This is a genomic window from Amorphus suaedae (assembly GCF_053629675.1).
Window position 1 is genome coordinate 329,262 of sequence record NZ_JBRJIT010000003.1, and the last position, 20,786, is coordinate 350,047.

Sequence of the window (20,786 nt, forward strand, 5' to 3'; positions counted from 1 at the left end):
GACAATGCGTGGCGGTGAAACGGACCCGGGATGATCGCTCGCGCAAGCCGCATCGACGCCCCCTTGAGCCGCAGCTGGCCACACCGGTTCCGCGACCCGTCGGAGGGCCGCTCTCACCCGCGCGGTGAATTCTACAACCTAAGGACACAACTGAGTAGCAAAGAATCGCTTTCGGCGAGTCCCGCTCATCCGGTGCCGGAGGATGTCGACACGCGCCGCGTTTCCGGCTAGAGCACCGGACTGGGCGCCTGGGGCATCGGCATGGACCGGTCGGAGGCGTTCGCCGGCGGAGCGCGGCAGCGCGCAGCGGTCCCAGGACCGACGGTCGGCCGTGCGGGTGTGGCGGAATGGTAGACGCGCCGGACTCAAAATCCGGTTCTGGCGACAGAGTGTCGGTTCGAGTCCGACCACCCGTACCAAACAGATCCTTCGACATCATCGGCTTAACGAAGACGGCGCGCGGTTCGCGGCCAGCAGGACGGCCCGGGCACCGGACACGCCCTCGCTGAAACGGCAGCGGCTGCGCGGGATGACGATCCTGAGACCGGCTTCGCCTGGGGCGGCGCCGAGGGCCGCGACTGTGACAAAGTAGGCGGACATTCGCGAAAGCCGGTGGACATGACAAAAAAATGTCGCCTGCCCCTTTCGCCTGGGAGGTGCGTTTGCTACATGACCGTCACTGGTGACGCGGGGTGGAGCAGCCCGGTAGCTCGTCAGGCTCATAACCTGAAGGTCGTAGGTTCAAATCCTACCCCCGCAACCAACTAACTTCCGAAGACCCCGCCCGACCGGCGGGGTTTTTCGTTTGAAGCGACAGCGCAAGGATCCAGCGAGATCACCCCGCGCATCGATCTCCACCTTGCCATTCCCCCGTCCTCTGTGCGCGGCCGGGAAACTGACATCAGCGGCCCGTTCCGGGCGGACGACGGCTCAGGCTTCGGGCAGGTTGAGCGCGAAATCGACCAGCTTCCCGGCCCGCTCGAAATCATAATTGCGGTACATGTTGGTTTTCACGAGATAGGAAGCGCCGCCATAGAACTTCTCGTACTGCTGGTGGCGGTTGCCAAACTCGGAGCCGATGAAATCCCAGGCGAGCCGCATCAGCTGCACGCGGTCACGCGCTGACATGTCGCCCGACACGTAATAGCGCTCGATATCCCCAATCGCCTCGGGATTGTCGAAGTCCTTCGACGATGACGGCAGGGTGATCATTGCCGCGCCGGTCAACTCGCGCACGATGTCGATCATGTGCGGGTTGATCTGCGACTGCAGAGCCATCACCGCATAGAGCGCAGTCCTGCTTGGCCAGACAATGCCGTTGGCGTCGATCGTTCCGGATACCTCGTGCGCGGCCAGCATGTGCTCCACGATGGAGGCGTAGGCGGCGAGTTCCCCCATCTCGACCTGCACCGGAGGCGCCTTGTCGTTGCCGGTCGCCTCGTTCATGCGCTGGCCCAAGCCCAGCATGAAGCGGAGCTTCGTGGCGTAGCGGGCTTGCGCCTGATGGTTTCCGTAGGCGTGCGACGGCGTCTTCCACCACTGCTGAAAACAGCGCTCGATGTCGCGATAGATGAAGACCCGTTCCCACGGCACATGGACGTCGTCCAGAACCACGAAACTGTCCGTCTCGTCGAAGCGCGTGGTGAGCGGATAATCCTCCACGTCGGACGCCTGCAGCGCAAAGGCCCGCCGAGAAAACAACCTGACGCCTGGGGCATCCAGCGGAATGGCTACGCTGATGGCGTAGTTCTCGTCACCCGGACGCAGCGGATGGATGCAGCTGAGGTGCAGATAGTCGGCAAACACGGCACCCGTCGCAAGCTGCTGACCGCCCTTGACCACGATGCCGGCATCGGTCTCGCGCACCACGCCGGCGTACAGCGACGGATCGGACTGCTGGTGCGCCGGCTTGCTCCGGTCGATCTGCGGCGGGACGATGGCGTACGCCACATACTTGTGGTTGTCGCGGATGTGCCGATAGAAGTTCAGGACGTTGTCGGCAAAACCGCGACCGTCCTGCTCGAAGAACTCTGGGACTGCGGCAAAGCCGGCGAAGAAGTTGGCAACGTGGTCGGGCGTACGCCCCATCAGCCCGAGGGTCTGCTCTGCCCAACCTTCGGCTGCCAGCCGCTTGGCGCGCAGGTCCGCGTGCGTATGCGGGATCTGGAAGCAGCGCCACACAGGACCGCCGGTGTCGGGCGAGGTGAAGGTCATTTGCTCGCGGTTGGCCGGCGCCGCCGCATAGTCGAACAGGCGCGCGAAGGTCCGCGCCGCACCCCGGAAGGCCGGATGGTCGGCTGGATTGCGCACGCGCTCACCATCCACGAAAATCGTCCGCTCGCGAGCCCTGAGATCGGCAAGGAAACTCTCACCCGTCCTTAAGGGGACGGCATCATGCACCTCTGCCCGGAGGGGCTGCGCCGGTCGAACTGTCATTTGGACCTCCCACGAAGTCGGAACGGACTGGCACGCTGCGTGGCGAGCCATTTTAATTACAATATGTAGCTATCTGGAGCATGTCAATCTGGGGCGTCCAGCTGACCGTTCCTCCCCCGGAAAGAAACCGAGGCGAGCGCCTGCGCCCAACTTCAGCGATACCCAGCTCCGGCCGATAAGCAGGCATCCCCACACGTCACGGGGGGTGACATTGACCTTCTCGGTCGGCATGCCGCCGAAGAATGCGACGCACTCTTCCCTGCCGTGGAGACCGGACTGCCTGGCCTCCCTAACGACTTATCGAAAGTGCCGCTTAGACCTGGTCCCCACCGTCATGGCGCGACGGACGGGGTACGGCGGTGGTGCGTCGCCTGTTCGTAGGCGAAAGCGAGCCGGATCAGCCTGGCATCGTCATAGGGTCGCCCGAGGAATGTGATGCCCGCCGGCAGATCGCTGCGAGTGAACCCGGCCGGGACCGAGATCGAGGGCACGTACTTAAGGAAGGTATTGATGTGCGGCGCCCCCTTCTGATCGGTGAACGGAGGATTCACGCCGTCCCTGATAAGGGTCGGCTGATGCTCGACCGACCGATGCACGATCGCGTCGAGCCGGTGATCGGCCATGACCTTGAGTAGGTTGGTCATCAGAGTTTCGCGTGCCACCGCGCTGGCGCCATACTGCGCTGGCGTGCTGGCATCTGCCCAGCGGCGCCGCGAGCCTTCCCACACCGAAGCGAAAAGTGGGGATTCCATCGCCTCCCGCCGGCTGGCGAACGGTGCGTTGCCGCCGGCGAAGTACAACTCGAACATGCGATCATCCGCCTCCAGATCTCGCGCGCGAGCGGAGAGAAGCGCGCGGAGGTCAGGGATGACGACTGGATCGACCACCTCCGCGCCGGCCTTGCGTAGATCGGCGACAGCGTTGTCGAAGACTTCGGTGACCTGAGCAAAGTCGTCCGTGTCGGGCTCGACCGCATAGCCCATTGGCTCACGAAGGATGCCGATCCGCGCTCGGGCCAGCGCCCCGGCGTCCAGCCCCTCGCAATAGGTCGGGGCCGCTCGTCCCACTCCGCGCGCCGTGGCCGGATCGGCGGGATCGTAGCCGACCATGCAGTCCAGCAACCTGGCGGCGTCCGTGACCGTCCGGGCGATGGGGCCGAGCGAGCCATTTGTTGTCGGCCAGCCTCCGAAAACCCCCGTGCGGCTGACCAGGCCAACCGTCGGGCGCATCCCCACCACGCCGTTCCAGGCGGCCGGACGGCGGATCGACGAGAATCCCTCCTGCGCCACCGAGACGGTGCAGAAGTTGGCCGAAACGCTAGCTCCCGAGCCGCCGGACGAGCCGCCTGCGGTCCGCTCTAGATCGTAGACATTACGCGTCGAACCGAACAGCGATCCGTGCGTGTCGCCGCCCCCCAACTCCCCCAGTGTGACCTTGCCGAGGATGATCGCGCCGGCCTGCCTCAGCTTCGCGACCACGAAAGCGTCCTGCTCGGGAACGAAATCCTGGAACAGGACGGAACCCAGGGTGGTCGGCATCCCACCGAGGTCGATCTGGTCCTTGAGCAGCACCGGAATGCCGTGCAGTGGTCCTACTGGACCGGAGCTCAAGTAAAGTTCGTCGAGGCGGCCAGCTTCTTCCAGCGCCTGCGGATTGAGCGCGATCACGGAGTTGATACATGGTCCGCTCCGGTCGTAGGCGTCGATTCTCGCCAGATACGTGCTGACCAGTTGGTGCGCTGTGAGCGCGCCGCTTCGGTATCCTTCGTGGATGTCCCCGATGGTGGCTTCGACAACTTGAAACAAGGCAGAAGAGTCCATTCGGCGCTCCATGGGTCCAGTTTGTCACCGCGACCCGAAGCCGGTGGTGAACAACCCGGCCGTCGCGCCCCGTCTCTCATCTCCTCCGCTGGAGGCGGTGACCACAGTCACTCCTGTCGCAAAGGCCTCCGCTACCCCGCCGAAGCGCGCCGCAGAAGAGCGGCTCGCGAGAGTACATTGCCCGAATAGAACCCTACATATTGTAGCTGTCAAGAAGGATATCTGCTGGGGTGGATCACCCGACAGATGAGAGCGGCGGAATGAAGCACGGCGGCTTCAGAGGGGTGATTTATCGCTACATACTGTAGATAGATAGTGCGCGGATTCCCTAAGCCGTACCAATCGACCGCGAGGCGATCGCCTATTGCTCGGATGGAGTCTGGCTACGCCGAACTTGGCCTAGCGCGAAGGTTCAACACGGGCGATCGTCGTTCACAGGCAGCGAGTCCGGCCGGCATGATCTGCCAGCGATGCAGGCGCGCTGCGCGTCGTGCGGCCGGGACCGGTGTTTCACGACAGTCGCTTTACGACCTTCCAGTGCGGAATTGCTACGCTTTGTGGGACAAAAGGTGGCCTTGCCTCGGGCCAGCTTCCCTTCTATAGCCGCATGAGCCTCTACCGTTGTTGTAGGAGGTATTTCCGCAGTCGGCGCCGGAACCGATACCGAGAATGACCTACAAACAACCGCTAACGACCTCCCGAGACGATTTCCTGGATAACGGATCCGACGTTACGTTCCGGGAAGCGATCTACACGCTGGTCCTGAGCGTCGATCAGCTTCTGAAATGCCGTGATGCCTTTGCTCGCGCCCTGGGACTTACCTCGTCTCAGTTTGCGGTTCTCATGGGTGTCGCCTCGCAGCAAAAATCGCAGGGCGTCGCCATCAAAGTACTGGCCGAACACGTTTCGCTGGCTTCTACCCATGTTACGACAGAGGTTGGTCGGCTGGAGCGCAAGGGCTTGCTGCTGAAGCAGGGCCTTGAGGCTGACCGGCGCATGGTGCTGGTGAGCCTGACCCCGGCCGGCGAGCAGGCCATCGACCGCATCGCTCCGCTGGTACGAGACGTGAACGACCTGCTGTTCCAGAACGTCAGCCCATCGGCCTTGTCGCGGGCCCACCGAGTTGCCCGCACCATAGTCGCCAACTCACCCGAGGCGCTTGAACTGGCGCGCAAGCATGCTCGGGCCGCTGAGGCAAAACCTGCGCCGCGCAGGCGCACCAATGCGGCGCAGGATGCGCGTTCCAGCGAAATCTAGGGGATCGGCGCCGGATACGGCGTGCCCGCACGCTCCCGAATGTCGCCAGGCGAATTGAAGCCGATCAGGTACCAGCCCAAGCGCCGCGGCGACCGCGGCTACGCAAGCACTTGTTGCGCGCGGATCGCGGGTCCGGTGGTTACGCCTCGACGTTGCAGTGCGCCAGTATCAGCATCGCGTAGGACCTCGCACAGGCCAAAAGGTTCTCAATGCTGCATACCTCGCCGAGCCGGTCGTACATTTGGTACGACCCGTCTCGTGTGCGACCGCCCGGGCCGTAGGCGAGGGCTTTCATGCCGTATTCGATGAAGGTGGGCGCATCGGCCGATACGAAATAGCGGTTGCGCGCCACCTCGCCCGTCGGCTCACCGGTCGCTCGCAGGTGGGCTGCGGCCACATCTTGGAAGAAGGGATCAGCCGGTGACAGCATGAATCCGTTGCGGCACAGGAACACTTCCAGCGTCGGGTCGAGGCCCTCCACCTCCTCGGCCAACTCCTTCAACTTCCGCCTCAGCAATCCGGTGACTTCAACGACCGACCGCTCGTGGGGAAACCGAACGTCGACGAACACGTCGCACATGGGCGCCGGCGCGATGGAAGGCTTGAACGGATACCCCCCCTCAACCGCGCCGACGGTGAGCCGGGCGCCGACCTTGTCGCCGCCAACCAGGCGCTCGAATTCCGGTTCCCACGCGCGCAGCGCGTTAATGATGTAAATGCCCTTATCAAGGGCATCGACGCCGTGCTCCCGCGACCACGTATGCTGCGCAATACCAGTCGTGCCAACGCGGCAGAACATGTAGCTGGATGCAGCGTTCTGGATACGCATCCCGGTCGGCTCGCCGATCACCACGGCGTCCGCCATCATGCCGTGCTGGACGCCGTAATTGGCCCCGCAACCGCCGCCGCGAAAGCAAGCGCCCTGGTAACGCGCGACAGGCGCCTTCTCGATCTCACCCACGACGCCGCTGACGGTGACGCGCCCGCCCAACCGCAAACCGGCTGCCTGGATCATCCGCAGGGCGCCATAATAGGACGCGAAGGCGGCCTTCATGTTGGACGCGCCCAACCCGCGCAGCCAGCCGTCATCGATCACCGCACGAGGCAGCAGTCCAACCGGCAAGTTCGAGCTTTCACGGCCGCTGGTGCTGGTGTCCATGTGGCCATTGAACATGATGCTGGGGCCGACGGCCTCGGGGTTGAGATGCGCCACCATGTTGTTGCGCTGCGGCTCGACCTCCTGCATCGCAATGGTCATCCCGAGAGACTCGAACAGGCGGGCCAGGTAGGTGCCGACCTCCAGTTCTTCACCGGTGGGACTGGCAATGTCGATCAGTTCGCAGGCAACCCCGACGATCTCGTCACACATCGCATCCGTAAGGGTGCCCAGCGCTGCAGCCTGCGCAGCCTGCAGCGTGGCCGCCTCAGTGTCGGTCTCATGCAGGACCATTTGACCGCCCCTTCCGCTTGCCCTTACGTGTCGGTTCGACCGCGCGCCCTAGGCGCGGTAAATCCGCGTGAAAATCCCGACGCGGCTGATGACCCAGTTCACGGCTAGGCCCAGCACTCCGGTCAGCATCACGAGTCCGAAGACGGTGGAGCTGCGGAACGTGCTTTGCGCCACGGCAATCTCGCGACCAATGCCAGACACCTGGGTCAGGATCTCGACCAGAAGCACGATAATCAGGACGATTGGGGCTGCGATCTGAGTACCGAGCTGGATCGCCGGAATCACCGATGGCAAGAAGACCTTCCGCTGCGCGTCCCACCAGGACATCCGCAGCACCCGCGCCGTGTCCAACCGATCCTGACTGATGTTCTGTGCGGCCGAACGGACGTTGAGTAGGACGGGCCAGATGCTGGTGAGGGTCACGACGAAGAGTGTCATCGACGAGGTATAGCCCATGATCAGCACTGCGACGGGCACCAGAGCACCGGCTGGCATCGTGCGTCCGAACTCCAGGATCGGCCCCAGAAGGCGGTCGAGCGTCGCCGAGCGTCCCAGAAGGATGCCGAGCGTCGACCCGATGACGACGCTCAGAAGCAGCCCCAGCAGGAAGTCCTCAATAGTCATTGCGAGCGCCGGCCACAGCCGACCGGATGCCCTGAGTGCATCCAGCGCGACGAACCAGTCGAGCGGTCGAGGGAAATAGGGCGAGTTGGGGGCGCCGAACAGCTGCCACAGGACCAAGGCAGCGATGAGCGGCAGGAGGCCACGCATCGGCGTGCCGTTGCGCTCGCGCATCGAGACAGCCATGCTCCTATCGGTCCCCTTGCTGCGCGGCACCATCAGCTGACCACCCCATAACCGGCAAAGCCGCGCCGCACGATCTGAAGGAACACCGCGTTCGCGAGCCATCCCAGGATGCCGATCACCACCAGATAGGCGAACGCCTCTGCCGGCTGTATGGCGCGCTGGGCATACACGAGGCCGAAGCCGAGCCCTGCAGGATTGCCGATCATCTCGGCCACGACGGTCAGTGCGATGGACAGTGTCAGGGCCAGTCGCAGCCCAACGAGGATGCTCGGCACGGCGGCAGGGAGCAGGATCTTCAGCACCGTCGCAGCTGGCGTCAGCCGCAACGAGCGCGCCATCTCCAGGAGGCCTTCCGGGGTGCTTCTGAGACCGCCCATCGTTGCCAGCAGGACGGGCCACTGGCTGACATAGATGACGATCACGAGTTCGGAGCGAAACGAGAACCCGAACACGAGCAGCGCGACCGACACTAGCGAGATCGAGGGGATCGAGCGCAACACGTCGATGCTGGCCATCGTATAGGTCCAGACCGGCCGCGAGGCACCGATGATGGCGCCCAGAGTCAGCCCGATCACACCGGCTGCGAGCCATCCAGCGACCGCGACCGTCAGGGTGTGCAGGATCTGCCCGAGCAATGGCCCTTCTGTCCACAGCGCCTTCAGCGCAACCACAATCTCCCCGACAGAGGCGAGGGAATCGAACTCGGCGCCAAGTGTCCGCGTATAGAGCTCCCAGGCGACGAGAAAGGCCGCGACAATGGCAAGGCCGGGCAGATTGACCGGCAGCTTTCGGCCTCCGGTCGCCAGCATCTTCACGGTTCGCGTCATCGCCCGCCGTTCCCGCTCAGCATCTGGTAGACGGCATGCCGGAGTTCCAGAAACGAGCGGCTTTCCTTGGTGGTCACCTGGTCGCGCTCGACCGGCAGCTCGCTGGTGATGTCGAGGCCGACCGCCGCCGGCCGCCCGGCTAAGACGATCAGTCGGTCGGCCAGAAACACCGCCTCGTCGACATCGTGGGTGATGAAGATGGTGGTCGCGCCGGACGCCTGGTGGATGCGCCGCAGCTCGACCTGCAACGTCTCGCGCGTCATCGCATCAAGGGCGCCGAAGGGCTCGTCCATCAGCAGGAGTTGCGGGTGCAGGGCCAGCGCGCGAGCAATCTGGACGCGCTGCTGCATGCCCCCGGAGAGCTGCCGCGGGTAACTGTCGGCGTGATCCAGCAGGTTGACCTGCTCCAACGCTGTCAGCGCCCGGCGGGTACGCTCGGCCCGAGGCAGAGTTGCCTCAAGACCCAATTCCACGTTCTTCCGCGCGGTGCGCCACGGCAGCAGCGAGGCCGCGTAGTTTTGAAACACGAAGACCGCACCATCGGGCGGTCCGACCACGGGGCGTCCGTTTAGCTCCAGAACCGAGCCCTCCGCTGCGGCCGCAAGGCCGCCGAAGGTCTTCAGCAGTGTTGTCTTGCCCACACCGGACTGGCCGAGAATACAGACGAACTGTCGGTGGGGGACCTCCAGATCCAGTCCCTCGATGATCCGCCGCCGACCATCCCCCGCGCCCAGCTCGACGCACAATGAGCGGCATCGAAACGCAAGCCCGTGCGAACTGCTCTCGCTGGGGATGCTCCGTTCGCCTTCCAGAACCACTGTCAAAACATCCCATCCATACTCTGTCCGGGCACTTGCACCGATCCCCTGCACACAGGCTGATCAGCGTGACCGGCAATCGTCGATGTAGCGGGTAGCCATTTCACTGGTCACGACGTCGCCGTACTTGAAGTCGACATCCAGCAGGAATGCCCAGTGCAGCGTCTCGATCCTGTCGAAACAGGCGTCGGCCACCACGGCCGTGCGGAAATTGTTGGAGAACGCGTCGACGACGCTGGCGTAGACGCAGCCGCTGGTCGTTCCGCCGCAGACGATCAACGTGTCGACGCGCCGGGCGATCAGAAATGCCAGGATTCCTGTCCCGGCAAAAATGCTGGGCTTGCCCTTCGCGTAGACCATCTCGCCAGGTAGCGGGGCGATCTCGGCGATGATCTCGTTGTCGCCCTGCCCCGGAGGAATCTGCCCCGGGGCTTCGCCGCCCCGGCTGTTCTTGAGCGGCCAGAGCCCGGGTTCAAATTCCGGGCTCGCCGGGTCTGTCATGGCACTGTAGACAACCGGAACCCTGGACACCCTGGCCCGTCGGATCAGCTCGGCGATCCGCGGAACCGCGTTCCATGCGGCCTCCCCGCAGGCTCGCCGCTCGTCGGCCACCGCCTCCAGCACGGGCCGCCTAGAGCGACCACAGAATCCGTAGGTGACATCGACGACCAGCAAGGCGGGGCGGGAACCGAGTCCGCCGCGCCTTCCGTAGCCGGCCAGCGCCATGACCTGTTTCTCCTGGTCGGAGATCAGGCCTGCCATCTTGCTGGCAAGCGCCTGCGACTCACCTTCCGCCGGGGTGTCGGCCGTCATCGCCGTCTCCGCCCCGCCCCCTTTCGTTGCGCGCCTACTCGACCCAGCCGGGCAGCATGACGCCCACTTCGACAGGCCGGAAATCGCTGGTGCGTGCCAGAATGTCGAGCCAGGTCTGAAGATCTTTCCTCTGCTCCTTGCCAAGATCAGCCGCCGTTTCCGAGAAATGGAAATCTGGGATCGGCATTTTCTCGAGAATCGGCCCCTTCAGGCCAGTATAGGAACCCAGGATATTTTTGGCCTCGGCGGGATTCTTCGTAATCCATTCGGCCGCCTGCTGGAGTGACTTATTGAAACTCAGCACGGCATCCTTGTTGTCGTTGGCCCAGTCCCGGCTGGCCACAAACATTCCCACATAGGCGCGGTCGCCGATCGAGCGGAAGGGATCGCCCAGCGAAATCCCGCCGGCTGCCACCGCAGCGGAGGCGAACGGCTCGATCTCTTCGATGGCGTCGACCCGGCCCGCCTTCAGGAGATCCGGCAGCTGGGGGACCGTCCCGATGACCCAGTTGATGCTGTTCGGATCTACCCCTCGCTCCTCCAGGAGATTCAGCATCGAGAAGTGGATGTTCCCGGTCAGTGTCAGCGTGCCGACTGTCTTGCCCGCCAACTGATCGAAATCCGTTATGCCGGAGTCCGCGCCGGCGACGATGTCGGAAGTCTCGTTTTCCGCGGTGTCGAGAGCGCCGCCGGTGATCACGACGACCGGGATGCCTTGCCCGGCCGCGGCGATGAGCGCCGGCTGGGTGCCCATCGCCACCTCAAACTGGCGGCCGAGCGCCGCAATAGAGTCGGAGATCGGAACGTTCGAGACCGTCCATTTCACGCTTATGCCGTTGTCGGTGAAAATGCCGGCCTTGTCGGCGACGACGAGTGGCAGCGCCGTCGTTGTCGGCTGAATCGCGACGTTGATGGTGTTGCCGCTCTGCGCCAACGCCGCATCAGTACCGAGAATTCCGGCCACGGAAAGTACGACGGCAATCGATGCAACACGGCGCCCGACCGTGCCTCGACCAACGCCATGAAGGTCAGATTGTCCCCACATCATCTCGTCTCCCTCTCGACAATTAGTTACATGCTGTATAGATTTTTGAGGGTTGTCAATCGGTGTTCCGCAGATTGCGCCGATGTGCCGGGAGCTAGAGTGGAAGGGCTTCCCGCCGCCCGGAGGGCGCCGAAACGGACCGCTGATGTGAGCAAGGGATTCACGAATGCCGCCTTCAGACGAGCTTTGGCGCTGGTCCGCAACGAGCCTCGCGGCGGCCATTCGCCGAGGTGACATTTCCAGCCGAGAGGCGGTCGAAAGCGCGCTCCAACGCTGCGCTGCGGTGAACGGACGGGTCAACTGCGTTGTCGAGCCGATGGAGAAAGCATTGGAGGCGGCTGACCTGGCCGATAGGGCCCGCGCCAGGGGGGAACCGTTGGGTCCGCTGCACGGTGTTCCGGTCACCTACAAGATCAACGTAGACGTTGCCGGCCGCGCCACCACTGACGGCGTCGCAGCTTTTCGCGATCGGGTTGCGACAGAAGACAGCTCGCCCGTGCTCAACTGGAAGACGGCCGGCGCGATCGGGATCGGCCGCACTAACGTGCCGGCCTTCAGTGCACGCTATTTCACGGACAACGACCTCTACGGACGAACGCTGAATCCGTGGTGCCCGGAACGCACGCCGGGGGGCTCCAGCGGCGGAGCCGCCGCAGCCGTGGCGTGCGGTGTCGGGGCGCTTGGCCACGGGAACGACCGGGCTGGTTCGGTTCGCTACCCTGCCTATGCCTGCGGAGTCTTTGGATTGCGTCCGTCGTTTGGCCGTGTTCCCAACGTCAATTCTTCGCTCGGAGAGCTCACGCTTTTCAGCCAGCTGGCCAACGTTCAGGGTGTGCTGGCCCGCACGGTCGAGGATTTGCGCTTGGGATACCACGCGCTCGCGCAACCGGACCCTCGGGATGTCTGGCAAGTACCGGTACCGCTTGAGACCAGGGAACCGGCTGGTCCTTGCAGGGTCGCCCTTTTCACGACTTGCGCGGACGGCGCGACGGTGGCGCCTGAAGTGCTGGGCGCGTTGGATCGGGCTGCGGAACTGTTGACCGCCGCGGGCTACCGAGTCGAACCGGCCCAGCCGCCGCATTTCTCGCAGATCGCCGACCTGTTCTTCTCGCTGATCAGGACCGAGGAGCAGGGAAGCGCGAACCGCAACATCGCTGACCTCGGGGACTCGGCCCTTAAGCGAGCCCGCGCCTCGACGATGGCAACCGCCCGGCAGCTCGACCTCCCCGGTGCAGTAGATGCGTATCGGCTCCGGGCAGCATGGCTGCGAGACTGGCAGCAGTTCCTGCAGACTTATCCGCTGGTGCTGATGCCGGTATCTCGCCAGCTTCCATTTCCGATCGACCTCGACCAGCAAGGCGACGACGTTGTGAGGGAGATGCTCGCGGCGCAGGCGCCGCTGTTGGCGATCTCCGTGCTCGGACTGCCTGGGCTGGCCGTTCCCCTGCCGCGCGCGGACGGCGTGCCGACAGGCGTCCAGATCGTCGGTGGCCGGTTCCGCGAAGAGCTGTGCTTACGCGCCGGGGCCGTCATCGAGGCGGCGTGCCCGGTCGACCTGGCACTTGCCGCCTGAGCCGGCGCTGCGATTGATCCGGTGCGAGCGCCGCATCCTGCGGCCCTGCCGCCAGCACTCTGCGCCGCAACCCTCCGGGCCAGAGCCCCGTCATGCAACCCGGAATTCTCTATGCTGGGTCTGCTCGACTTAGCCGATGGTCGCCACTGCGTCACCGATTGGCGCTCCATGTCGCCCATAGCACTTTGGCACAATTCCCTCCGCTAATGCACATCGACTACCGATGTTTACCCCGCAGTCAGCACCCGGGCCGGTTCGCCGGCCAGGAACGTGCGGATGTCGTCGACGGCGTCGGAATAGTAGATCGCATAGGTCTCGCGGGTGACGTAGCCGAGGTGCGGCGTGCAGACGACGGTCGGGAGCGTGCGGAACGGATGGTCCGCGTCGACCGGCTCGGCGTCGTAGACATCGAGCCCCGCCCCGCCGATCCGGCCGTCCTGCAGCGCGGCGACCAGCGCCGCCTCGTCGATCAGCGGACCGCGCGAGGTGTTGATGATCACCGCGTCGCGCTTCATCAGCGACAGCGCCCGGGCGTCGATGATGCCGCGCGTCTCGGGCGTCAGCGTCAGGTGCAGGCTGACCACATCGCACTCGGGCAGCATCTCGGCGAGCGTCGCGCAATACTCCACGCCGAGCTCGGCGGAACGCTCCGGCGTGTTGCTGCGCGACCAGCCGAGGACCCGCATGTCGAAGACGCGGCCGTAGCCGGCGACCCGCCTGCCCAGCTTGCCCAGCCCGACGACGCCCAGCGTCTTGCCCTTGAGATCGCGGCCGAGGGTGAGCTGCCAGCGGTCGCCGCCGGCGCGGAAGTTCGCCTGCTCCTCGGGGATATGCCGCATCAGCGCCAGCAGCAGCCCCCAGGCGAGCTCGGCGGCGGGGCCGACGGAGCCGCGCGTTCCCGACACGACGATGCCCCGCTCCCTCGCGGCGTCCATGTCGATCGCGGCATTGCCCATGCCGGTGGTCACGAGAAGCTTCAGGTTGGGCAACCGGGCGAGGAGATCCGCGTCGAACGGGGTACGCTCGCGCATGGCCACGACGATGGAATAGGGCGCCAGCGCCTCGGCGCGCTCATCGGCTGGGATCGGACGGTCGATGAAGTCGACGGCCACCTCCGGCGACAGCGCCGACCAGTCCGCCGCCCCGGCGGCGGCGTTCTGATAGTCGTCCAGGACGGCGCAGCGGTGCACGGCCATCGGTCTCCCCTTCCGTCTCGGCGGTCTATCGGTTGCGGCTCTCCACGAACGCCGTCTGCGCGTCCTGCGCCTCGCGGGTGGTGGAGAGGTCGTGGGTGATGGTCTGCTCGTAGCGATAGGCCTCGCGGGCGGGCAGGTTCGACACCACCTCAAGCGAGCGCTTGATCCAGCGCACCGCCTGCGGGTTCTTCGCGGCGATCCCGCGGGCGATCTGGATCGCCTCGTCCATCAGCCGCTCGCGCGGCACGCAGGCGGTGATGATGCCGAGCCGGTGGAGCTCGGCGGCCGGCACGTCGCGCCCGGTGAAATAGATGTAGCGCGCGTTGGAGCGGCCGAAATGGTCCATGATCAGCCGCGCGCCGCCCGCCAGCCCCACGTCGATCTCCGGCATGCGGATAAAGGCGTCGTCGCTGCAGATCATGATGTCGCAGTAGAGCATCAGGGCGCATCCGGCGCCGATCGCCGCACCGTGCACGGCGGCGATCACCGGCTTGGTGCAGTCGGCGACGGCGTAGAAGAACTCCCGCGTCACCCGGTTGTGGCTGACATAGTCGCCGGGCTCCTGCACCAGGGTCCGACGCTCCTTGATGTCGGCGCCGGCGGAGAAGACCTTGCCTTCGGCCGTCAGGATGACGGCGCGGACGTCGTCGCGGTCGCTGAGGGCATCGAACACGCGGATGATCTCGTCGCGCATCTGCCTGTTCTGCGCGTTGACGGGCGGGCGCGCCAGCGTGACGGTGGCGATGCCCTCCGACACGTCCAGGCGGCAGGTCTCCAGATCCATGTCTCGTATCCTTCCATGTCGCGAAGGGCCGGCGCCGACCGCCGACGGGCCTCCGGCGAGGTGCCGCGGGCGCCGGACGCGCGCCGGGCCAGTGTCGTCAGTGCGCGTGGTCGCCGCCGCCGAGATAGCGCTTCGAGAGGCTTTCCCGGTTGGTGAGGGTGTCGGCCTTCCCCTCCTCCACGATCCGGCCGCTTTCCAGGACGTAGCCGTAATCGGCCCGCCGCAGCGCCAGCGCGACGTTCTGCTCGACCACCAGGATCGAGAGGCCCCGCTCCTCGTTGATCTGCCGCAGGATCGTGAAGATTTCCGCCGCGATCTTCGGCGCGAGGCCGAGCGAGGCCTCGTCGACCATCAGGAGTTCGGGCTGGGCGAACAGCGCGCGGCCGATCGCCAGCATCTGCTGCTCGCCGCCGGAAAGATAGCCCGCGGCAGAGTGGCGGCGCTCCTTCAGCGCCGGGAAATAGTGGAAGATCTCGTCGTAGGTGCGCCGCGCCACCGCCGGGCCGCGCCCGCTGCGGGCAAACAGCGCCGCCTCCAGATTCTCCTCCACCGTCATGGTGGGGAACACGCACCGCCCCTCGCGCACGTGCAGGATGCCGCGCCGGGCGCGGCGGTAGGAGGGCATCGCGCCGATGTCCTCCCCCATGTAGCGGATGGTGCCCCGCCGGACCGATCCGTTCTCGAAGCGGAGCAGCCCGGAGATTGCCTTCAGCGTCGTGGACTTGCCGGCACCGTTGGTGCCGAGCAGCGCCACGAAGCCGCCCTGGGGCACGCTGAGGCTAACGCCGTCCAGCGCTTCGTTGGACCCGCCGTAGACGACGCTCAGATCAGCGAGCTCCAGGGCTGCGGTCATCTCAGTCGACCTTCATCCAGGGCGCAGCCTCCGACACCGTCAGCTTGCCGTCCTTGATGGTGTAGCGGTAGATCACGCCGTACGGGATACGGTTGTCGACGAAGCTGATCGGCATGCCGAAGATGCCGCCGGCGTCGAAGTCCTTGATCGCGGAAATCTCCTTGATCAGGGTGTCGCCGTTCAGCTCCTCGCCGTTGCGGATCGCCGCGCCGATCGCCTCGCGCAGCACCATCGCCGTGGCCCAGCTCTGCATGTAGCCGATGTTGGCGTAGCCGGTGTACGGCTTGTCGGTCCACGTCTTCAGGTACTCGTCGATGGTCTTCATCATCGGCGTGTCTGCTTCGCCGACCAGGAGGTTGACCGACACGGTGCCGAGATAGTCGTTGGCCGCGTCGCCGATGGTCCCGACCACGTCCGGATGCGACCCGAACAGGGTGCCCATGAACTGGGTCTCGACCCCGTAGTCGCGCACCAGCTTGACGATTTCCGGCCAGACGTTGGCAGCATAGCCGTGGAAGATCACGTAGTCGGGCTTCGCCTGGCGGATGCGGATGGCGTGCGAGGTCACGTCGACCTCGACCCACTTGGTCTCCTGCTCGAGGACGATCTCGATGCCCATCTCGTCGGCAAGCTTGCGGGCGTTCTCAAGCGGATCGCGGCCGAACTCCGAGGCTGAGTAGACCATCGCCACCCTGGGCTTCGTGTCGCCCTTCTGGTGGTCCTTGATGTACTTGAACAGCATGTGGACCTGGTCGGTATAGGTCGGCCCGACGAGGAAGTGATACTTGTACTTGTCGGTGTCGACGAGGTCCGACGCGGCCCCGGTGTTCGACATCAGCGTCTTGAAGGACTCGTTGTTCTCCGGCGAGATCGCGCGGACGAACGGAGTGCCGTCGCCGCCGGAGAAGACGACGTCGCCGCCGGAGACCGCCTTCTTGAAGCCGGCCACGCCGAGCTCGACCTTGTACTCGTCATCGTAGAACTCGATGTCGATCGGCCGGCCCTCGATGCCGCCTTCCTTGTTGATCCAGTCGACCGCGTGCTCCCAGCCGACCTGCTGGGCCTGGCCGGTGACCGCGAGCGGTCCGGTGAGCGGCAGCGGCACCCAGAACTTGAGTGCCTCGCCCCCCTGCGCCGCCGCCGGCGCGATGCCGCCGGCCGCGAGCGCGAACGCGAGACCGGCCGCGCCGCCGATGAAGCTTCTCCGATTCCAGTCGAACATGAGCGTTTCCTCCCGCTTCAGTCGTGATTTGTCGTTGTCGTCAGTGTTCCGCCTGGGCGTCGACCTCCTCGACCTGACCGAGAGCCCGGCGGAGCAGCCCCACCAGCCCGCGCGGCTCGAAGATCAGGAAGCCGATGATGAGGGCGCCGAAGATGATCTCGCGCAGCGGCGACAGGAGCCCGGCCAGGTCCGCGCCGGGGCCCGCGGCCGATTCCAGGCCGAAGCGCAGGAACTCCGGCATCAGCGTCATGAACAGCGCGCCGAGGATCGATCCCAGCATGGAGGCCCGTCCGCCCACGACCACCGCCGCAAGGAAGAAGATCGACACCTGCAGGGTGAACTGGTCGGGATTGACGATGCGCAGGAAGACGGCGAGCAGCGCGCCGGCCGCCCCGGCATAGGCGGCGCCCAGGCCGAACGCCACGAGCTTCGTCGCGACGACGTTGATGCCCAGCACCTCGGAGGCGTAGTCCTTCTCGCGCACCGCGATGAACGACCGGCCGACCCGGGTGCGAAACAGGTTGCGCGCCGCCAGCGTGGTCAGCAGGGCGACGCCGGCGACCACGTAGTAGAATCCGTCGTCGCCCATGCCGAAGACGTCGATCTTCGGCAGCGACAGGCCGCGATCGCCGCCGGTGACAGGCGTCCACTGCTGGAACACGAAATAAAGCATGTACTGGGCGGCGAGCGTCGCGATGGCGAGATAGACGCCCTTGATGCGCAGCGCCGGGATGCCGAAGACCAGCCCGACCAGGAAGGCCGCCACCGCGCCGCCGACGATGTTGAGGGCGAGCGGCGTATCCAGATGGAGCCACATGAGCGCGCTGACGTAGGCGCCGACGCCCAGGAAGGCGGAATGGCCGACCGACAGGAGCCCGGTATAGCCGACCGTGATGTTGAGCCCCACGGTGGCGATGACGTTGATGCCGATCAGGCAGGCCATGTAGAGCGTGTAGACCGAGCCGAAGAAGGGCAGGCCGATGATCGCCAGAGCCAGCAGGATCCAGCTGACGGTCTCCACCTTGCCCGCAACGGAGGCGCGCGGCGACGGGGTACGATCGATCGTGGTGGCGTGCTCGCTCATATGCGCTGCACCCGATTTTCGCCGAACAGGCCGGTGGGCCGCACGAACATGACGAGAAGGACGATCAGGTAGGGAATGAAGCTCTGCCAGGCCGCGCCCAGATAGGCGCCGACGATGGTCTCCAGCCAGCCGATGAAGAGGCCGCCGATCACCACGCCGCCGACGCTGGTGAGACCGCCGAGCATGACCACGGCCAGCACGTTGAGGGCGACCAGACCGAGCTGCGGCGTCACGCCGTTGACCGAGCCGGCGAGGATGCCGGACGTCGCGGCGAGCACGCCCGCCAGGCCCCACGACAGCAGGAACACGAAGCCGATGTTGATGCCGAGGCTTTCGGCGGTCACCTGGTCGGTGGACGTCGCGCGGATGGCGGTGCCTGCCCGGGAAAAGCGGTAGTAGGCGATGAACAGGGCGGCCACGACGCCCGCCGCCACGAAGCCCCAGGCGAGCTTGCCGGGGATCAGCACGTCGCCGAGGAACAGGGGCGTGCGCGGGAGCAGTTCGGTAAGCAGCTGGTTGTTCGGACCCCAGATCAGGCCCGCGATCCCCCGGAACACGCTCGCCACGCCGAAGGTCACCATGACCAGCACGATGTGCGGCCGTCCGACCAGCGGCCGGAGCACGACGCGTTCGGTCAGCATCGCCACCAGCGCGGAAGCGATCAGCGCCAGCACCAGCCCGCCGGCCCAGCCGAGCCCGAGCTGGCGGTCGAAGAGGAAGAAGAGATAGGCGCCGAGCATCATCATCTCGCCGGTGGCGAAGTTGAAGACGTTGGTCGCCTTGAAGACGATGACGAAGCTGAGCGCGGCCAGGACGTAGATGCCGCCGGAGGCCAGCCCGACGAGGCTGAATTCGAGGAACAGGCTCACCGGCTCATTCCTCCTTGCCGAGATAGGCTTCGATGACCGCCGGATCGGCCTGGACCTCGGCCGGCGTACCCGCGGCGATGACGCGGCCGAAGTTGAGGACCACGACGTGGTTGGACATGGTCATGATCGATTCCATGTCGTGGTCGATCAGGATCACCGTCAGGTCGGTCTGGGTGACGATCTGGGCGATGTACTTGGACATCCGCGCCTTTTCGCCCGTGTTCATGCCGGCGAACGGCTCGTCGAGCATCAGGAGCTTCGGCTTGCTCACCAGGGCCCGCGCGAGCTCGATCCGCTTCTGGACGCCGTAGGGCAGGCCCGAGACCGAGCGGTCCCGCACGTCCTCGAGATCGAGAAGCGGCAGGATCTCCTCGTCGATGCGCCGGTCCAGCGCCCGCTCCTCGCGCCGGGCCCGCCCCAGATAGAGGGCGGCGGCGGCAAGCCCGGTCCTGAGCTGGTGATGGGCGCCGAGCTTGATGTTCTCCGCGACCGTCATGCCGGGGAAGAGCGCGATGTTCTGGAACGTGCGGGCGATGCCCACGTCGCAGCGCTTGTGCGCGGAGAGCTTCAGAAGGTCCTGGCCGTCGAACGCCACCGAGCCTTCCCGGGCGGGATAGAAGCCGGATATCACGTTGAACAGCGTGGTCTTGCCGGCGCCGTTCGGCCCGATCACGGCCGTCACGGCGTTCGCGGCGGCGGACAGGGACACCTCGCTGAGCGCGCGAATGCCCCCGAACGTGATACCCACCCCTGAGATGTCCAGAAGGCTCGTGCTCATGCGGCGTTTCAGATGACAGCCTCGCCGGATCCCGGTCTCGCCCGCCTCCACGTCCCGGTTCGCGCAGCGAACGGTCCGCGGCCGGAAAGGCCGGATCGTCGAAAGGCATCTCCCTATGGCTGATCTTGTTGTCGTTGCGACAACACTAGCCAAGCGCGGGAGGCCGGATAAGCGTCCCGACTGCAAACCTTCGTTGCGGGATTTGCAATGATGCCCCCTCCTTTGGGCGATATACTCCCTCCAAACGAAACAATGGAGGAAGCACTTGATCGAGATCGGTGACTTCAGGATTTCGCGCGTCGAGGAGCTCGTCCTCGATGAGGACGTGAGCCTGCTGAAGCACTTCGGGGATGCGACGGTCGCCGAACACGGCGATTGGCTGATCCCGGATTTCTACAATCCCGAGCGCAACTGCTTCTACTCGATGATCCACAGCTGGATCCTGCGCACGCCGGACAAGACGATCGTCATCGATACGGCCGGCGGCGACGACAAGGACCGTCCCCTGTCCCCGCGCTTCCATCACAACAAGACCGGCTTCCTGGAGCGGCTCGCGGCGGCCGGCGTCGAACCCGACGACGTCGACATGGTGCTGCTCACCCATCTGCACGTCGATCATGTGGGCTGGAACACCCGCCTGCAGGACGGCGCCTGGGTGCCGACGTTCCCCAACGCCGAATATGTCGCGACGGCAACCGAGCTCGAGGTGCGCGACCCCAGGCGGGGCGCGGCGGAGAAGCCGCCCCAGGCCTGGACCACCTACCTGGACAGCGTGCAGCCCATCGTCGACGCCGGCCAGATGCGCGTCGTGGAGGGCACCGAGACCATCGTGCCGGGCGTCGATCTCGTTCCGCTTCCCGGGCACGCGCCGGGCATGGTCGGGATCCGCGTGCGCAGCGGCGGTAAGGAAGCCCTGTTCATCGCCGACGCGATGCACCAGCCGATCCAGATCCCCCACCCGGAATGGAGCAGCAAGTACTGCGAGAATCCGGAACTCGCCAACGAGACCCGCGCGAAGATGCTGAAGTACGCCGCCGACGAGGGCGCGCTGATCCTGCCGGCACACTTCGTCGCGCCCTACTGCGGCTACGTGCGGAGCGGCCCGAACGGCTACGTCTTCGAGCGTCCTCCGGAAACGCCGTAGGCGAGGCCCG

Annotated in this window: 18 protein-coding genes and 2 tRNA genes; 5 read left to right on the top strand and 15 right to left on the bottom strand. The window is 65.5% G+C overall.

What is annotated here, in order from left to right:
• Positions 1-333 precede the first annotated feature (333 nt).
• Both AB7M35_RS22990 and AB7M35_RS22995 read left to right on the top strand, forming a co-directional pair.
• Positions 334-419, top strand: a tRNA-Leu gene (locus tag AB7M35_RS22990).
• Between the two features lie 267 nt (positions 420-686).
• Positions 687-763: transfer RNA gene (locus tag AB7M35_RS22995), tRNA-Met, on the top strand.
• A 167-nt stretch (positions 764-930) separates the two neighbouring features.
• Here AB7M35_RS22995 and AB7M35_RS23000 read toward each other — a convergent pair.
• Both AB7M35_RS23000 and AB7M35_RS23005 read right to left on the bottom strand, forming a co-directional pair.
• Positions 931-2,436, bottom strand: coding sequence for a 4-hydroxyphenylacetate 3-hydroxylase family protein (locus AB7M35_RS23000; RefSeq protein WP_453962918.1), 1,506 nt, complete (start codon positions 2,434-2,436; stop codon positions 931-933).
• 332 nt (positions 2,437-2,768) lie between these two features.
• Entirely contained in the window at positions 2,769-4,256 is a 1,488-nt protein-coding gene (locus tag AB7M35_RS23005; RefSeq protein ID WP_453962919.1) for an amidase family protein, read from the bottom strand.
• Positions 4,257-4,925: 669 nt separating this feature from the next.
• Between AB7M35_RS23005 and AB7M35_RS23010 the strand changes: the two genes are divergently transcribed.
• Positions 4,926-5,513 carry a MarR family winged helix-turn-helix transcriptional regulator gene (locus tag AB7M35_RS23010; RefSeq protein ID WP_453962920.1) on the top strand — a complete coding sequence of 196 codons (588 nt, stop codon included), beginning with the start codon at positions 4,926-4,928 and terminating at the stop codon, positions 5,511-5,513.
• A 139-nt stretch (positions 5,514-5,652) separates the two neighbouring features.
• On the opposite strand, the gene AB7M35_RS23015 is transcribed toward AB7M35_RS23010, so the two are convergent.
• The 6 genes from AB7M35_RS23015 to AB7M35_RS23040 form a co-directional block, all read right to left on the bottom strand.
• A complete protein-coding gene (locus tag AB7M35_RS23015; RefSeq protein WP_453962921.1) occupies positions 5,653-6,963 on the bottom strand; it encodes a M20 family metallopeptidase in 1,311 nt (436 codons plus the stop codon).
• 48 nt (positions 6,964-7,011) lie between these two features.
• Positions 7,012-7,770: an ABC transporter permease gene (locus tag AB7M35_RS23020; protein WP_453962922.1), complete on the bottom strand. Its 759-nt coding sequence runs from the start codon at positions 7,768-7,770 to the stop codon at positions 7,012-7,014.
• Positions 7,771-7,802: 32 nt separating this feature from the next.
• Positions 7,803-8,597 carry an ABC transporter permease gene (locus tag AB7M35_RS23025; protein ID WP_453962923.1) on the bottom strand — a complete coding sequence of 265 codons (795 nt, stop codon included), beginning with the start codon at positions 8,595-8,597 and terminating at the stop codon, positions 7,803-7,805.
• Positions 8,594-9,415 carry an ABC transporter ATP-binding protein gene (locus AB7M35_RS23030; RefSeq protein WP_453962924.1) on the bottom strand — a complete coding sequence of 274 codons (822 nt, stop codon included), beginning with the start codon at positions 9,413-9,415 and terminating at the stop codon, positions 8,594-8,596. Before AB7M35_RS23030 ends, AB7M35_RS23025 begins: the two co-directional genes overlap by 4 nt.
• A 63-nt stretch (positions 9,416-9,478) precedes the next feature.
• On the bottom strand, positions 9,479-10,228 hold the full coding sequence (locus AB7M35_RS23035) for an isochorismatase family protein (protein WP_453962925.1): 750 nt from the start codon (positions 10,226-10,228) through the stop codon (positions 9,479-9,481).
• 34 nt (positions 10,229-10,262) lie between these two features.
• Entirely contained in the window at positions 10,263-11,276 is a 1,014-nt protein-coding gene (locus tag AB7M35_RS23040; RefSeq protein WP_453962926.1) for an ABC transporter substrate-binding protein, read from the bottom strand.
• Positions 11,277-11,439: 163 nt separating this feature from the next.
• Between AB7M35_RS23040 and AB7M35_RS23045 the strand changes: the two genes are divergently transcribed.
• Positions 11,440-12,846, top strand: a complete 1,407-nt coding sequence (locus tag AB7M35_RS23045; RefSeq protein WP_453962927.1) for an amidase — start codon at positions 11,440-11,442, stop codon at positions 12,844-12,846.
• A gap of 227 nt (positions 12,847-13,073) precedes the next feature.
• On the opposite strand, the gene AB7M35_RS23050 is transcribed toward AB7M35_RS23045, so the two are convergent.
• The 7 genes from AB7M35_RS23050 to AB7M35_RS23080 form a co-directional block, all read right to left on the bottom strand.
• Positions 13,074-14,042: a D-2-hydroxyacid dehydrogenase family protein gene (locus AB7M35_RS23050; RefSeq protein ID WP_453962928.1), complete on the bottom strand. Its 969-nt coding sequence runs from the start codon at positions 14,040-14,042 to the stop codon at positions 13,074-13,076.
• 25 nt (positions 14,043-14,067) lie between these two features.
• Positions 14,068-14,826 carry an enoyl-CoA hydratase/isomerase family protein gene (locus AB7M35_RS23055; protein WP_453962929.1) on the bottom strand — a complete coding sequence of 253 codons (759 nt, stop codon included), beginning with the start codon at positions 14,824-14,826 and terminating at the stop codon, positions 14,068-14,070.
• 97 nt (positions 14,827-14,923) lie between these two features.
• Entirely contained in the window at positions 14,924-15,679 is a 756-nt protein-coding gene (locus AB7M35_RS23060) for an ABC transporter ATP-binding protein (protein ID WP_453962930.1), read from the bottom strand.
• Position 15,680: 1 nt separating this feature from the next.
• Positions 15,681-16,901, bottom strand: coding sequence for an ABC transporter substrate-binding protein (locus tag AB7M35_RS23065; RefSeq protein ID WP_453962931.1), 1,221 nt, complete (start codon positions 16,899-16,901; stop codon positions 15,681-15,683).
• Positions 16,902-16,941: 40 nt separating this feature from the next.
• Positions 16,942-17,985, bottom strand: coding sequence for a branched-chain amino acid ABC transporter permease (locus tag AB7M35_RS23070; RefSeq protein WP_453962932.1), 1,044 nt, complete (start codon positions 17,983-17,985; stop codon positions 16,942-16,944).
• Positions 17,982-18,854, bottom strand: a complete 873-nt coding sequence (locus tag AB7M35_RS23075) for a branched-chain amino acid ABC transporter permease (RefSeq protein WP_453962933.1) — start codon at positions 18,852-18,854, stop codon at positions 17,982-17,984. The genes AB7M35_RS23070 and AB7M35_RS23075 overlap by 4 nt, the downstream gene beginning before the upstream one ends.
• 4 nt (positions 18,855-18,858) lie before the next feature.
• Positions 18,859-19,632 (bottom strand): ABC transporter ATP-binding protein, encoded by a 774-nt coding sequence (locus AB7M35_RS23080; protein WP_453962934.1) that lies wholly within the window; start codon positions 19,630-19,632, stop codon positions 18,859-18,861.
• A gap of 265 nt (positions 19,633-19,897) precedes the next feature.
• On the opposite strand from AB7M35_RS23080, the gene AB7M35_RS23085 reads away from it, so the two are divergent.
• On the top strand, positions 19,898-20,776 hold the full coding sequence (locus AB7M35_RS23085; protein ID WP_453962935.1) for an MBL fold metallo-hydrolase: 879 nt from the start codon (positions 19,898-19,900) through the stop codon (positions 20,774-20,776).
• Positions 20,777-20,786 lie beyond the last annotated feature (10 nt).

Coding starts and splice junctions, on each gene's coding strand:
- AB7M35_RS23000 (WP_453962918.1), bottom strand. CDS start 2,436: ATGACAGTTCGACCGGCGCAGCCCCTCCGGGCAGAGGTGCATGATGCC.
- AB7M35_RS23035 (WP_453962925.1), bottom strand. CDS start 10,228: ATGACGGCCGACACCCCGGCGGAAGGTGAGTCGCAGGCGCTTGCCAGC.
- AB7M35_RS23070 (WP_453962932.1), bottom strand. CDS start 17,985: ATGAGCGAGCACGCCACCACGATCGATCGTACCCCGTCGCCGCGCGCC.
- AB7M35_RS23080 (WP_453962934.1), bottom strand. CDS start 19,632: ATGAGCACGAGCCTTCTGGACATCTCAGGGGTGGGTATCACGTTCGGG.
- AB7M35_RS23050 (WP_453962928.1), bottom strand. CDS start 14,042: ATGGCCGTGCACCGCTGCGCCGTCCTGGACGACTATCAGAACGCCGCC.
- AB7M35_RS23025 (WP_453962923.1), bottom strand. CDS start 8,597: ATGACGCGAACCGTGAAGATGCTGGCGACCGGAGGCCGAAAGCTGCCG.
- AB7M35_RS23010 (WP_453962920.1), top strand. CDS start 4,926: ATGACCTACAAACAACCGCTAACGACCTCCCGAGACGATTTCCTGGAT.
- AB7M35_RS23055 (WP_453962929.1), bottom strand. CDS start 14,826: ATGGATCTGGAGACCTGCCGCCTGGACGTGTCGGAGGGCATCGCCACC.
- AB7M35_RS23060 (WP_453962930.1), bottom strand. CDS start 15,679: ATGACCGCAGCCCTGGAGCTCGCTGATCTGAGCGTCGTCTACGGCGGG.
- AB7M35_RS23045 (WP_453962927.1), top strand. CDS start 11,440: ATGCCGCCTTCAGACGAGCTTTGGCGCTGGTCCGCAACGAGCCTCGCG.
- AB7M35_RS23065 (WP_453962931.1), bottom strand. CDS start 16,901: ATGTTCGACTGGAATCGGAGAAGCTTCATCGGCGGCGCGGCCGGTCTC.
- AB7M35_RS23005 (WP_453962919.1), bottom strand. CDS start 4,256: ATGGACTCTTCTGCCTTGTTTCAAGTTGTCGAAGCCACCATCGGGGAC.
- AB7M35_RS23040 (WP_453962926.1), bottom strand. CDS start 11,276: ATGATGTGGGGACAATCTGACCTTCATGGCGTTGGTCGAGGCACGGTC.
- AB7M35_RS23020 (WP_453962922.1), bottom strand. CDS start 7,770: ATGGCTGTCTCGATGCGCGAGCGCAACGGCACGCCGATGCGTGGCCTC.
- AB7M35_RS23015 (WP_453962921.1), bottom strand. CDS start 6,963: ATGGTCCTGCATGAGACCGACACTGAGGCGGCCACGCTGCAGGCTGCG.